11 protein-coding genes and 1 tRNA gene are annotated in these 13172 nt (G+C 62.6%); 9 read left to right on the top strand and 3 right to left on the bottom strand.

Annotation, left to right across the window (positions count from 1 at the left end; all coding sequences use genetic code 11):
• Positions 1-25 precede the first annotated feature (25 nt).
• Positions 26-2107, top strand: coding sequence for a methyl-accepting chemotaxis protein (locus tag LNV07_RS25420; RefSeq protein WP_318013658.1), 2082 nt, complete (start codon positions 26-28; stop codon positions 2105-2107).
• 61 nt (positions 2108-2168) lie between these two features.
• Here the strand turns inward: LNV07_RS25420 and LNV07_RS01315 are convergent, their stop codons facing one another.
• Positions 2169-4733 (bottom strand): ABC transporter permease, encoded by a 2565-nt coding sequence (locus LNV07_RS01315; protein ID WP_263569371.1) that lies wholly within the window; start codon positions 4731-4733, stop codon positions 2169-2171.
• Between the two features lie 119 nt (positions 4734-4852).
• Here LNV07_RS01315 and LNV07_RS01310 point away from each other — a divergent pair, with 119 nt between their 5' ends.
• Positions 4853-5740, top strand: coding sequence for a dioxygenase family protein (locus LNV07_RS01310; RefSeq protein WP_263569370.1), 888 nt, complete (start codon positions 4853-4855; stop codon positions 5738-5740).
• A tRNA-Gly gene (locus LNV07_RS01305) sits at positions 5731-5804 on the top strand. Before LNV07_RS01310 ends, LNV07_RS01305 begins: the two co-directional genes overlap by 10 nt.
• A 245-nt stretch (positions 5805-6049) precedes the next feature.
• Here the strand turns inward: LNV07_RS01305 and LNV07_RS01300 are convergent.
• Positions 6050-6943: a nucleotide-binding protein gene (locus LNV07_RS01300; protein WP_263569369.1), complete on the bottom strand. Its 894-nt coding sequence runs from the start codon at positions 6941-6943 to the stop codon at positions 6050-6052.
• Positions 6944-7091: 148 nt separating this feature from the next.
• Entirely contained in the window at positions 7092-8546 is a 1455-nt protein-coding gene (locus LNV07_RS01295; RefSeq protein WP_263569368.1) for a cryptochrome/photolyase family protein, read from the bottom strand.
• A gap of 44 nt (positions 8547-8590) precedes the next feature.
• On the opposite strand from LNV07_RS01295, the gene LNV07_RS01290 reads away from it, so the two are divergent.
• The 6 genes from LNV07_RS01290 to LNV07_RS01265 all read left to right on the top strand — a co-directional run bounded on the left by LNV07_RS01290 (position 8591) and on the right by LNV07_RS01265 (position 13172).
• Positions 8591-9169: a YqgE/AlgH family protein gene (locus tag LNV07_RS01290; protein ID WP_263569367.1), complete on the top strand. Its 579-nt coding sequence runs from the start codon at positions 8591-8593 to the stop codon at positions 9167-9169.
• A complete protein-coding gene (gene ruvX, locus LNV07_RS01285) occupies positions 9166-9567 on the top strand; it encodes a Holliday junction resolvase RuvX (protein WP_263569366.1) in 402 nt (133 codons plus the stop codon). Before LNV07_RS01290 ends, ruvX begins: the two co-directional genes overlap by 4 nt.
• A gap of 79 nt (positions 9568-9646) precedes the next feature.
• Complete coding sequence (gene pyrR, locus LNV07_RS01280; protein ID WP_263569365.1) at positions 9647-10147, top strand: bifunctional pyr operon transcriptional regulator/uracil phosphoribosyltransferase PyrR; 501 nt, start codon at positions 9647-9649, stop codon at positions 10145-10147.
• A 3-nt stretch (positions 10148-10150) separates the two neighbouring features.
• Complete coding sequence (locus LNV07_RS01275; protein WP_263569364.1) at positions 10151-11113, top strand: aspartate carbamoyltransferase catalytic subunit; 963 nt, start codon at positions 10151-10153, stop codon at positions 11111-11113.
• Positions 11110-12435 (top strand): dihydroorotase, encoded by a 1326-nt coding sequence (locus LNV07_RS01270; protein WP_263569363.1) that lies wholly within the window; start codon positions 11110-11112, stop codon positions 12433-12435. Before LNV07_RS01275 ends, LNV07_RS01270 begins: the two co-directional genes overlap by 4 nt.
• Positions 12432-13172: a lysophospholipid acyltransferase family protein gene (locus LNV07_RS01265; RefSeq protein ID WP_263569362.1), complete on the top strand. Its 741-nt coding sequence runs from the start codon at positions 12432-12434 to the stop codon at positions 13170-13172. Before LNV07_RS01270 ends, LNV07_RS01265 begins: the two co-directional genes overlap by 4 nt.

The raw sequence follows: 13172 nt of genomic DNA, 5'->3' as shown, positions 1-13172 counted from the left end.
ATCAGTCCTTGACTGGGGAGCATCCATGTTTGATTCAATCAAAACCCGTTTGATCGCGCTGTGCATAGGCGTTGTGGTATTGGGCTTGTGTATTGCGACGACCGCCAACTACGTCATCGTGCGCAGCCATACCCATACTCAAGTACTGGCGAATTTGGACGCCGTGTCCGCCGCACGCGCTTCGACCATCAATCAATGGATAAGCTCCCAGCGCGCCATCGTCGGCGCTCTGGCGCCGGTTGCGCAGCAGGCCGAACCGATTCCCTTCTTGGTGCAAGCGGCCAAATCGGGCGGTTTGGAGGCCGCCTATATCGCCCATTCAGACAAGCGGATCTTCTTCAATTCGCCGCAGAACCTGCCGCCCGACTATGACCCGACCGGTCGGCCATGGTTCACCCAGGCTGCGGCAGCCAGCGGGACCATCTTGACCGAACCCTATATGGACGCGGCGCGCAAACTGCTGGTGGTGACCTTTGCCCAGGCCATCAAAGAAGGCGGGCAAACCAAGGCCGTGGTCGCGACCGATGTGTTTCTGGACGAGGTCTCCAACACGGTCAAGGCCATCAAGCCGACACCGAGCGGTTTTGCATTTTTGGTCTCGACCAAGGGCGTCATCGTGGCGCATCCGGACACCAATCTGGCGCTGAAGCCACTCTCCGCCTTGTCGCCTCAGTTGGATGACAAGGCGATGAAGCAACTCCGCGACGCCGGCGCCGATTGGGTGGAGAGCCGAATCGGCGAGCAAGACTTTTTGCTGCGAGGCGTGGCCATTCCCGATACCGATTGGATCCTCGTCGCGGCCGCTGACAAGAGTGAAGCGCTGGCCTCCGTGAACTCGCTGCTGCGCGCCGCTGCCATCGTGCTCTTGCTGGTGATCGCCGTTGCCGGTGCATTGATGGCGACCATGATCACCGCCATGCTGAGAGGTCTCAGCCGCGTGCAAGCGGCGCTGGACGAAATCAGCGCCGGCGGTGGCGACCTGACCCAACGTCTGCCGGAGAGCGGCAAGGATGAAATTGCCCGCATCGCCGGCGCCTTCAATTTGTTCGCAAAGAAGATCCAAGACATTCTTCTGGACGTGAGGTCGGCCAGCAATTCGATCACGACGGCGTCAAGTGAGATTGCGCTGGGAGCGCAAGATCTGTCGCAGCGCACCGAGCAAACCGCGGCCAATCTGGAAGAAGCCGCCTCGTCGATGGAAACCTTGACCAGCACCGTCAGGCAAACCGCCGACGCGGCGCAAACCGCCAATCAACTCGCCTCCTCGGCCTCCACCGCGGCGGCCAAGGGCGGCACCGTGGTCAGCCAGGTGGTGACCACCATGGACGAGATCAACGCGAGTTCGAAGAAGATCAGCGACATCATCGGCGTGATCGACGGGATCGCCTTTCAGACCAATATTTTGGCCTTGAACGCCGCCGTTGAAGCTGCACGCGCCGGCGAACAAGGTCGCGGCTTTGCCGTCGTCGCCAGCGAGGTACGCTCACTGGCGCAGCGCAGTGCCGAAGCCGCCAAAGAGATCAAGGGCCTGATCGGCGCCAGTGTCGACCGCGTCGAAGTTGGTACTCGGCTGGTCGAAGAGGCCGGCAACTCGATGAACGATATTGTCTCCAGCGTGCAGCGTGTGACCGACATCATCGGCGAGATCACGGCCGCCTCCACCGAACAAAGCGATGGCATCGGGCAGGTCAATGGAGCCGTCGTGCAACTCGACAAAATGACCCAGCAAAATGCCGCCCTGGTCGAAGAGTCGGCCGCCGCCGCCGAGAGCCTGAAGGATCAGGCGCAGCGCCTGACCGAGGTCGTGTCCGTGTTCAAACTCAGCAGCGATGAGGGCCACCGTGCGCATGGCTATACGCCGTCCGCAGCGCCGAAAAGCACTCACATGTCGAAGCCGGCGAGCCACTCCTTCAAGTCGAGCATGAAGCCGGCGACGTCGAAAGCATCGGCCGCTCCGGCTCCGGCGCCCGCACCGGCAAGTCGTGTGGCCAAGCCACCCGCTCCCAAGCCAGCAGCCAATGCCATGAACAGCCCAGCACCGGCTCGCTCCCCAGCCCCAGCTGCCGCCGCAGCCAAGGACGACAGCGACGACTGGCAATCGTTTTAAGACGCCCCCCGAATAACGGGGCACGTCAACGGACTATAAACGGGCCCTCGGGTCCGTTTTTTTATTGAACGTCGGCTTCCCGCAAGGTCTGAGTCACCGGGCGCTTGAGCACGCCGCGCAAGCTCCACCACCCCGCCGTCAATGCCAGGCAGGCACCGGCGGCCATCGTGATCAGCGGAACCCAGTAATTGATGCTCCAGGAAAAGCCGAACACATAACGCGCCAACAAGCCGCTCAAGATCAAAGCGACCAAGCCGGCCAAGAATCCGGCCAATGAGCCAACACCCAGCAGCTCGGCCCTTTGCACCTGACTCAAGAGCCCGGAACTCGCACCCAAGGCTCTCATCAAGGCGAACTCACGCGTGCGAGCATCCCGCGTGCTATTGACGCTGGCCAGCAAGACCACCAAACCGGTCGCCAAGGAAAACGCAAACAGATACTGCACCGCCTGAATCACCTGGTTCAGTACCGCCTGCACCTGGTTGAGCTGGGTCGACACATCGACCAAGGTCAAATTCGGAAACTCGCGTGTGATGGCCCGGTCCAGATCAGTTCCCACAGGGGCACGAAATGCAGCGACAAAGGTACGCGGCAACTCGGGCATCGCCGCGCGCGGGAACATCACAAAGAAGTTCACCCGCATCGACGCCCAATCGACCTTGCGAACACTGTTGATGCGACCTTCAACCGGCACTCCCGCCACATCGAACTTCAAACGGTCACCGATCCGCAAACCCAGCGACTTGGCCAAGCCCTCCTCCACGCTCAAGCCTTCGGCATCATCATTGATCCAGGCTCCACCCACGACTTGGTTGCGTGCCGGCAATAGCTCGGAATGGCTCAAATTGAACTCGCGTTCCGCCAGTCGTTGAGCGCGCTCGTCGTCGAACTTTTGTGTTTGAACTTGCTTGCCATTGATACTCAGCAAACGGCCGCGAATCATCGGGTAGAAATCGTATTGCCGCACCCCGGCCGCCGCCAAACGGGCCTGAAACGGCTCGGCCTGATCGGGTTGGATATTGATCACAAAGCGATCCGGCCCATTCGCCGGCGTCGCTTGGCGCCAACTGTCGATCAGGTCCGTGCGCAAAAGCACCAGCAAGGCCAGCGCCAACAAGCCCACCGCCAAGGACGACACCTGCACCACCGCAAAACCGGGGCGCGCGGCCACCTGCCTTGTCGCCAAAAGCAACCAACGCGGCGCTTGGGTGCCGTTGACCGTCAGCGGCACGATCCGCCGCAGCACGATCACGGCCAACCACGAAAGCAAGGCAAACAAGGCCACCGCAAGGCCGAAACCGCCGGCGGCAATCGCGCCCAGAACCAGGTCACCCGACAAGGCCATCAAGATCGCGGTGAAACCCAGAACACCGGCTATCAGCACCAGCATGGAGCCCGCCTTCAAGCTCCCCAGATCGCGCCGAATGACCCGCAAGGCCGGCACCGCTGCCAACTGCAACACGGGAGGCAAGCCAAAGCCCAATAGCAAGCTCAAGCCCAAACCGAAGCCCAAGCCCACCGGCCACCAACTCGGATTGGGCAAGCTAACGTCGAGAAGCCCCGCCAGCAGGCTGACGAAGCCATAGTGCAAGGCCCAGCCCATCAACACGCCCAAGGCACTGCCGACCAAGCCTGCGACACCAAACTCGAGCCCATAGGTCCAGGCGATGCGCCGCTGCGACTGCCCCAGCACCCGCAGCATCGCGCAATCATCCATATGGCGGGCGGCAAAGTCGCGCGCGGCCAAAGCCACCGCCACCGCCGCCAGCAGCGCCGCCAGCATCGCCACCAAGCTCAGGAACTTGGCGGCTCGGTCGAGGGTTTGACGCATTTCTGGGCGACCGCTTTCAAGCGAATCCAGCCGCACACCGCGCCAGCCCGAACTCTCGATCAAGGCCTTTGCGCGGCTCACGAAACTCGCCACCGCCTTGCCATCGCCGCCACTGGACGCCACCGCCAGCCGGTAGCTGACCCGGCTGGCCGGTTGCACCAGACCGGTGGCCGCGAGATCTGCCTCTGCAAGCATCACGCGCGGCGCGAAATTGAGAAAACCGGCCCCCCGATCGGGTTCCGTCGCGATGATGCCGGCGATGCGCAAGCTCTTTTCGCCCAGCAGCAAGGAATCCCCTTGCTTGAGCGCCAGGGCCGTCAACACGGGCCCATCCACCCAGACCTCGCCCGCCGCCGGGGCTTGCACCGACCGCCCATCTTGCAAGACCAGTCGGCCGCGCAAGGGATAGGCGGCCCCGACCGCCTTCACCGCCACCAAACGACTGCCTCCGCCTTGCGCCTCCGAAGCCCTCGCCATGCTGGGGAAGTTGACACTGATCAAGTGTTGCAGCTTCAGCTCATCGGCCAGCGCCAACAAGGGCAGCGGCGTGGGCTGATCACTGAGCAAGACGGCGTCGCCGCCCATCAACTGAGCCGCGTCGCGGCGCAGGCCTTGATCCAAACGGTCCGACAAAAAACTCACCGCGCATAGGGCGGCCACCGCCAGCGCGACCGCCAACATCAAAAGGCGCAACTCGCCTGCTCGCCAATCGCGCCAGAGTTGGCGCCAAGCCATCTGCAGCACGGTCGGCGGACGCATGATTTGGGCGTGCGCATGGAGATTGTTTGTACTCATGGCTCGCACTGTAGCGATTGTCCGAGGGCATCAACTGCTCGGCATGCAAAAGCCCTGAACGACGGATTCAATTGCCCGCCACCACGGCACGGCCAGCCTCGGATTCAATCAAGCCCATGATGAACACAGATCACTTCCCCCCCTTGTTTCTTTCACATGGCTCGCCAATGACCGCCTTGGAGCCGCGTGAAGCGGGTGCCTTCATGCACAAACTGGGTCGAGTCCTTGATACCGGCTTGGGGCGCCCGCGCGCGGTCTTGATGATTTCGGCTCACACCAGCGCCAAGCAGGTGCTCCTGCTTGGCGGCTTGCAGCATCAAGCCATTTATGACTTCGGTGGCTTTGCCGATCAACTCCGCACACTGCGTTACGACGCAAACGGCGCGCCCGACTTGGCCGAAGAAATCGTCGCTCTGACCCGACACGCCGCGCAATCGATACAGCTCACTGAGCAAAGTGGTCTGGACCACGGCGCCTGGGTGCCGCTGCGCTACCTCTATCCGGATGCCGACGTGCCCGTCCTGCCGCTGGCATTTGTCGCCAACGCGAGCCCGGCGCAGCAATTCGCGCTCGGGCAAATGCTGGCGCCCTTGGCCCAGTCCGGCGTGCTGATCATTGCCAGCGGCAGCATCACCCACAACCTCGGTCTGGTCTTTGGCCAAGGCCGACCGCCGGCCATTGACGCCCCCGAAATTGAAGCCTCGCGGGTCTTTCGTAACTGGTGGCTTGAGCGCAGTGCCGCAAGAGACTGGCAGGCCTTGCTCGATTACAGAGCGCAAGCGCCGTTCGGTATTGCCATGCACCCGACCGATGAGCATCTGCTGCCCTGGTTCATCACCGCAGGCGCTGGCGGTGTCGAGGCCGCGCCGCATCGCCTGCACTCAAGCCTGACCTTTGGCTCACTGGGAATGGACGCTTATGCCTTTGGTCCAGCCACGCCCAGGCTCGTTCAGGCCCTGGCCACCAATCAGTCGGCAGCCGCTATACTGCCGGCCATGCGGGTGTAGTTCAATGGTAGAACTCTTGCTTCCCAAGCAAATCACGTGGGTTCGATTCCCATCACCCGCTCCAAATGTGTGAATGACAAGAATTCACAAAGCATCAAACCCCTAAGTAAATCAAAGACTTAGGGGTTTTTTACGTCATACCGGCACATATCGGGGCTAGACAGCGCAATAAGTACGGGGGGAACAATGCGGGGAACAAGCCGGGATGCCGGGACACCAACGAAGTGACTGTTCCCCCTGTTTTGCTCTCCGGTCGTGCGACAGCCGAAGCCGGCAAATGCGCTGCCGACAAGCGCCGGCGCGCGCAAGCTACTTGACGCGCACGAAGTCGACTGTCCCCACCAGAAAGCCGCCCTTCCGACTCGTGGTCGCCATCCAGAAGCCCTTGACCTCGTAGGCATGCGTGAGCTTCAAGGACATCACGCCATGCGAACGCAAGGTGGACTCGGGGTCATCGGAATGAACGAAGGTGTACTGCAGATACGCCGCCCCCCGAAAATGGGAGCCCAGGCCATAGATCAAGCCCGGCATCTTGGCCTCGCCAGGCCTTGTCAGAGAGGTGCTGCAGACGAAGCTCGCGCGGTCGGCCGTCAGCCGAATGCGTGCATCCTCGATGTCCTCGTACGCATTCAACTGCGCGTCTTCGATGGGTTCGAGAACCAAGTCGGTCGAGATGTATGAGTCGCGGAAACGACCGCGACAGTGAATCTCTTCGATCACCTGATCCGAGGGCAGTTCGTCGCGCACCCGCTCACGGGCAATCGACTTGCGGATTTCATTGCAGGCCGGACCGAGCGCGGCCGCCAAGTTCGCGGCCGCGCGCTGCGGGTCGTAGGTCGCCAGCGTGATGCCTGCGAGATCCGATGGCAACTTGAAGTTGGCCTGTTCGCTGCGCACGACGAAGGTTCTGTTGCGCCCGAGCCGCCCCATGAAAAGACCTAACTCGAAGATCACGTTGTCGCGCGGCGCCTGCGCCTCTCCGCCCTTGGAGAGCACGAAGTCGTCAGTCGACAACACCAAGACCGCGAAATCGAATTCCTGCACGCTGCGGTCAAGTTGCTCGAGTGTCCCGCTGCTCAACTCGAACAGGCCCTGGTTCCAGACCGTTGTGTCGGCGTGGCTCTTCAGTTGGGCCTGAATCTCATAGGCTATCTCTGAACCCTGGGTCGATGAGCCGATGAACAAAGTAGGTTTTTGCCGCATCACAGTGATCTCCCCAAACCAGCCTCTGAAGCGCGCCAAGCCGCATGCCTAGCCACTCGCTGTCGATGCTAGCCAGGCGTATGCCGACGGGCTTGCGTTCCGTCAACGCCGTGACCAGGCCGGCGGTGAACCGCCGCAAGCTAGAACATCAAGCCTTGTTTTTGACCGCCCCATAACGCGCCAAAGTGGCGGTGCGCGCTTCGTCGTGGCGAACAATGGGCAAGGGGTAGTCGCGGCCCAGCAAGACGCCGCAAGCCTGCAAATCCAATGGCTTGGCGGACCAGGGTGCGTGGATCAACTTCGGCGGCAACTTGGCCAACTGCGGCAAATAACGTTTGATGAATTTGCCCTCGGCATCAAATTTTTCGCTCTGCGTGACCGGATTGAAAATCCGAAAATAAGGTTGTGCGTCACAGCCGCTGGAGGCCGCCCATTGCCAGCCGCCGTTATTGGCCGCGAGGTCAAAGTCCAAGAGTTTCTCGGCAAAGTAGGCCTCACCGCGGCGCCAATCCAGCCCCAGATCCTTGATCAGGAAACAGGCGGTGACCATGCGCAGCCGGTTATGCATATAGCCGGTTTGATTAAGCTGCAGCATGGCCGCGTCGACCAACGGGTAGCCGGTGGCACCCGCACACCAAGCGTCGAAAAGCCGGTCTGCCGCAGGGCCTTGCTCCCAGATGATCGCGTCATATTCCGGACGGAAGGCGCTGCTCATCGCGTGCGGGTGGTGGTGCATGATTTGGTGATAGAAGTCGCGCCAGATCAGCTCGGACAGCCAAACTTCAGCGCCATGCTGGCCGGCCTGCATGCGTTGCCAAGCCGCCATCGCCAATTGCCGGATCGACACCGTGCCAAAGCGCAGGTGCACGCTGAGGTAACTGGGTCCTTTGACGGACGGGAAGTTGCGGTTGTCGTCGTAGCGGTCGATGCGCTGCAAAAATTCATCCAACAAGTCTTGCGCGCCGGCACTGCCCGCCCCCAGATGTGGACTCAATCCCGCCGCCTCAAAACCAATCTCGGCCAAGCCGGGCACGCCCGTCGCGAGCGGACTGGTGGCCAATGCATCGGCGTAAGGAGCCACCGGGTAGGCCAATAGATAGAAGGGCTCCAGCTTGCGCAGCCAAGCATTTTTATAGGGTGTGAACACGCTATAGGGCTTGCCCACGGCCGTCAGCACCTCGCTGCGCTCGAAGATGACATGGTCCTTGAAGCTCTTGAAATCGCAGGCAAAGCTGCCTAGGCGCTGTGCCACCAGCGCGTCGCGAGCCAAAGCGGCGGGCTCATCGTCGTGGTTGCACAACACCGCCTGAACCTTCAGTTCGGCCGCCAATTGCGGAATCAAATCGCCGGCGTGGCCATGACGCACGATCAGGCCGGCGCCGGGTTTGAGCCCACGCAGGTCGGCGTCGAGCGCGTTCAAAGCGGCCCAGATGAACTCGACCCGGCGGTCGGCACGCGGCAGGCCGTCGAGGATGTCGCGGTCAAGCACAAAGACGCAAAACACCTGTTCGGCCGATTTCAAAGCATGGTGCAAGGCGGCTTGATCGGCCACACGCAGGTCACGTCTGAACCAGAGCAAGACTCGTTTGAATTTCTTTTCCATAGGCCAAGTGTCGCCGGCCAGCGATGGGCGAATAAAATGATGCCATGTCACAAGCCCGGATCGTCCTCACCAATCAATTTTTGATCGCCATGCCCGGCATGCTTGATGAAGGCTTCAAAGGCGCTGTGATTTATATGTGCGAGCACAACGAGAACGGCGCCTTGGGATTGGTCATCAACCGGCCCATCGCGATGACGCTTGGCAATCTATTTGAAAAAGTCGACTTGAGCCCCCCCAAAGACGCCTTGGCGGATCGGCCGGTGTTCTACGGCGGGCCGGTTCAGCCCGAACGTGGCTTCGTACTGCATGAACCGCTGGACGCGGCCGGCAACCATTACAACGCCACCATGATCGTGCCCGGCGGCCTTGAGATGACCACCAGCCGCGATGTGCTCGAGGCCTTGTCGAATGGCGCGGGCCCCAAACGGGTGTTTGTCACCCTGGGTTATAGCGGCTGGGCTGCGGGGCAGTTGGAGGAAGAAATCGGCCGCAATGGCTGGCTGACCGTTGAAGCCAGTCATGAAATTATTTTCGACACCCCGGTTGAGCTGCGTTACGAGCGCGCCTTGGGTTTGCTCGGCGTCGACCCCCGCATGCTGAGCCAAGAGGCCGGTCACGCATGATCTCGTCGGCAAGCTCTGCGCAGTCTCTGCTGGCCTTCGACTTCGGCACCAAACGCGTCGGTGTCGCCAACGGCAGCCGTTTCACCGGCCGGGGCGAGCCGCTCAAAGCGATTGCCGTTGACGGCGAGGCGCGCTTTTTGGCGATCGCCAAGCTGATCAAGGACTGGCAGCCCGACGCCTTGGTGATTGGCGTACCTTTTCATCCCGACGGTGCCGAACATGAAATCACCCAGCGCGCGCGCCGCTTCGGCCGCCAGCTCAAAGGTCGCTTCAAGCTGCCGGTATTTGAGGTCGATGAGCGCTACACCAGCGTCGAGGCCGAGAGTTATGGCGTTCGCGATGTCGACTCCACCGCCGCCGCGCTGATTCTTGAACAATTTTTTAACGAGAACATATGACAACCCCCACGCAAACCTTGTTTGCTGCCCCCCGAGGGGGCGCAGTCCTTTCTTGGGGCGGCCCGGCGAAAGGACTCGCATGAGCACACTCCTACTTGATGCCGAGGCGATTTATGCCGATCTGCTGCAGGGCGTCCGCAAACTGATGCGCCCGGACAGTGCGCTGGTCGGCATCTGGTCCGGCGGCGCCTGGCTGGCCGAGCGCTTGCAGGCCGATCTGGGCCTGGCGGGCAGCGCCGGCGTGATCTCCAGCTCGCTGCACCGCGATGACTTCGGCTCGCGCGGCATGTCCGCCAGCGCCGATCACACCAAGCTGCCTTTTGACGTCAGCGGGCGCCACATCCTGCTGATCGACGATGTGCTGTACACCGGCCGCACGACGCGCGCGGTGATCAACGAGTTGTTCGACTTTGGCCGCCCGGCCAGCGTGACGCTGGCGGTGCTGGTGGACCGCGGCGGGCGCGAGCTGCCGATCGAGCCGGCGTTTTCCGCAGCGCGCATTCATCTGGCGGCCGAGCAACGTTTGCGGCTCGCCAAAGATGCCGAAGGTCGCTTCCAATTTGATTTGAAGGGGGACTGACCCATGCTCTCCAAGCGCAATCCTCAACTGAACAAGCATGGCGAACTGGTCCACCTGCTCTCCGTCGAAGGCCTGCCGCAGGCCAATATTCATCAGATTCTGGACACCGCCGGCAGCTTTCTCTCGGTCAATGACCGCGAGGTCAAGAAGGTGCCGCTGCTGCGCGGCAAGTCGGTGTTCAATCTGTTTTTCGAGAACAGCACGCGCACCCGCACCACCTTCGAGATCGCGGCCAAACGCCTGTCGGCCGATGTATTGAATCTGGACATCGCGCGCAGCTCAACGGCCAAGGGCGAGACCCTGCTCGACACCGTGGCCAATCTGTCCGCCATGCATGCCGATATGTTCGTCGTGCGCCACAGCGAGAGCGGCGCGCCCTATCTGATCGCCCAGCATTGCGCGCCCCATGTGCATGTGGTCAACGCCGGTGACGGCCGCCACGCCCACCCGACGCAGGGTCTGCTGGACATGTACACGATCCGGCATTTCAAGAAGGACTTCCGCAATCTGACGGTGGCCATCGTCGGCGACATCGTGCATTCGCGCGTCGCCCGCTCGGACATCCATGCGCTGAACATCCTCGGCGTGCCCGAGATTCGCGCCGTCGGCCCCAAGACCTTGGTGCCCGGCGACCTGCGGGAGATGGGCGTCAGGGTCTGCCACGATATGGCCGAGGGCGTGCGCGGCGCCGACGTGATCATCATGCTGCGCCTGCAAAACGAGCGCATGAATGGCGGCATGTTGCCCAGCGCCGGAGAGTTCTTCAAGAACTTCGGCCTGACGCCGGAAAAGCTCGCGCTGGCCAAGCCCGACGCGATCGTGATGCACCCGGGGCCCATCAACCGCGGCGTGGAAATCTCGTCCACGGTGGCCGACGGGGCGCAAAGCGTGATCCTGCCGCAGGTGACCTTTGGTATCGCGGTGCGCATGGCGGTGATGTCGATACTTGCTGGAAACGAAGCATGAAGATTTTGATCAAGAACGGTCGATTGATCGACCCCGCCTCCGGCCTTGACTGCATCGGCGACCTGGCGATTGCCAACGGCCGCATCGTGGCCCTGGGAGAGCCCAGCGAGTTCGCTGCCGACCGCGTCATTGACGCAGGCGGCCTGATCGTCGCCCCCGGCCTGGTCGACTTGGCGGCGCGTTTGCGCGAGCCCGGTCACGAACATGAAGGCATGCTGGAGAGCGAGTTGGCCGCGGCCGCGGCCGGTGGCGTCACCAGCCTGGTCTGCCCGCCCGACACCGAGCCGGTGCTGGATGAGCCGGGCTTGGTCGAAATGCTGAAGTTCCGCGCCCGCAAGCTGAGCCGTTGCCGGCTCTTTCCCCTCGGCGCCTTGACGCAGGGTTTGCAGGGTCAGTCCTTGACCGAGATGGCTGAGTTGACCGAGGCCGGTTGCATTGGTTTCTCGCAGGCCGAAGTGCCAGTGCGCGACACCTTGGTGCTGGCGCGCGCCCTGCTCTATGCTGCGACCTATGACTATCAGGTCTGGCTGCGCCCGCAAGACGCTTATCTGGGCGGCGGCGTCGCGGCCAGTGGCGCGATGGCGACAAGGCTGGGCCTGAGCGGCGTGCCGGTAATGGCCGAGACCGTCGCGCTGCACACCATTTTCGAGCTGATGCGCTCGACCGGCGCGCGCGTGCACATCTGCCGTATTTCGAGCGCAGCCGGCGTCGCCTTGGTGCGCGCAGCCAAGCTTGAGGGCCTGAAGCTGACCGCCGATGTGTCGATCAACTCGCTGCACCTGACCGATGTGGATATCGGTTACTTCAACCCCGCGATGCGCGTGACGCCGCCGCTGCGCCAGGGCCGAGACCGCGATGCGCTGCGCGCCGGCTTGGCGGACGGCACGCTGGACGCCTTGGTCAGCGACCATATGCCGGTCACCGCCGATGAGAAGAACGTGCCCTTTGCCGAAGCCACGCCGGGTGCCACCGGCCTGGAGCTGCTCTTGAGCCTGGCCCTGCGCTGGGCGGCCGACGAGGGCTTGAGCGTGGCGCGCGCCTTGGAGGTTGTCACCGCCAAGCCGGTGCAGGTCTTGGGCCAAGCGCTGGGTTCGCTGGGCGCCAGTGCGGGCCGTTTGGTGAGCGGCGGCGTCGCCGACATCTGCGTGTTCGACCCGGCCGCACATTGGGCCGTAACGCCTGCAGGCTTGAGCAGCCAGGGCAAACACACGCCGTTCGCCTATGAGACCAGCGGCTTCGAGCTGCCGGCAAAAGTGCGCTACACCTTGGTGGCAGGGCATATCGCGTTCGAGGCCGCGCCAGAGGTGGCCCAAGCCGCATGAGGAATTTGCTCGCGGTCTATCGGCTCTTGCGTTTCAGCCTGCATGTGCTGCACGGCCTGGCCTTGATCAAGCTGCGCTTTGGCGGCTTGGACATGCCGGCCAGGCAGGCCCATATCAAGCGCTGGTCCGGCAAGATGCTGGCCATCTTCGGCGTTCAATTGGAGGTGTCGGGTCTTGCCGCAAGACCTGGCGCCAAGCTGCTGGTCGCCAATCACATCTCCTGGCTGGATATCGCCGCCGTGCATGCGGTGATCCCGGAGGCTCGTTTTGTTTCCAAGGCCGATGTCAAGCATTGGCCGGTGGTGGGATGGCTGGTCGACGGCGTGGGCACGCTCTTCATCGAGCGCGCCAGCAAGCGCGACGCCTTGCGGGTCGTGCACCAGACGGCCGAGGCCCTGAAGGCCGGCGACACGGTGGCCGTATTCCCCGAGGGCACGACCAGCGCCGGCCCCGAGCTGCTGCCCTTTCACGGCAATCTGCTGCAAGCGGCGATCTCGACCGAGACGCCAATCCAGCCGCTGGTGCTGCGCTGGTTCGAGCCCGGCGAACGCTTCAGCAGTTCCGCCCGCTTCATCGGCGACACGACCTTGGTCCAAAGTCTTTGGCTGGTATTGACCGCCAAGGGCTTGGGCGTCAAGGTGCAGGTGCTGCAGCCGATGGCGACGGTCCATGCCGACCGGCGCCTGCTGGCCGAGCATGTGCGCGACGAAATCCAGCAGCAATTGAATCGGAGCTGA

The organism is Roseateles oligotrophus (assembly GCF_025717515.1).
Lineage (GTDB): Bacteria > Pseudomonadota > Gammaproteobacteria > Burkholderiales > Burkholderiaceae_C > Paucibacter_A > Paucibacter_A oligotrophus.
This window is presented reverse-complemented; position numbering and strand designations above follow the sequence as displayed.

Bases quoted from the DNA above. Each gene is read 5' to 3' on its own strand.
- LNV07_RS25420 (WP_318013658.1), top strand. From the start codon at position 26: ATGTTTGATTCAATCAAAACCCGTTTGATCGCGCTGTGCATAGGCGTT.
- LNV07_RS01310 (WP_263569370.1), top strand. From the start codon at position 4,853: ATGAACACAGATCACTTCCCCCCCTTGTTTCTTTCACATGGCTCGCCA.
- LNV07_RS01300 (WP_263569369.1), bottom strand. From the start codon at position 6,943: ATGCGGCAAAAACCTACTTTGTTCATCGGCTCATCGACCCAGGGTTCA.
- LNV07_RS01290 (WP_263569367.1), top strand. From the start codon at position 8,591: ATGTCACAAGCCCGGATCGTCCTCACCAATCAATTTTTGATCGCCATG.
- ruvX (WP_263569366.1), top strand. From the start codon at position 9,166: ATGATCTCGTCGGCAAGCTCTGCGCAGTCTCTGCTGGCCTTCGACTTC.
- LNV07_RS01295 (WP_263569368.1), bottom strand. From the start codon at position 8,546: ATGGAAAAGAAATTCAAACGAGTCTTGCTCTGGTTCAGACGTGACCTG.
- LNV07_RS01275 (WP_263569364.1), top strand. From the start codon at position 10,151: ATGCTCTCCAAGCGCAATCCTCAACTGAACAAGCATGGCGAACTGGTC.
- pyrR (WP_263569365.1), top strand. From the start codon at position 9,647: ATGAGCACACTCCTACTTGATGCCGAGGCGATTTATGCCGATCTGCTG.
- LNV07_RS01265 (WP_263569362.1), top strand. From the start codon at position 12,432: ATGAGGAATTTGCTCGCGGTCTATCGGCTCTTGCGTTTCAGCCTGCAT.
- LNV07_RS01270 (WP_263569363.1), top strand. From the start codon at position 11,110: ATGAAGATTTTGATCAAGAACGGTCGATTGATCGACCCCGCCTCCGGC.
- LNV07_RS01315 (WP_263569371.1), bottom strand. From the start codon at position 4,733: ATGAGTACAAACAATCTCCATGCGCACGCCCAAATCATGCGTCCGCCG.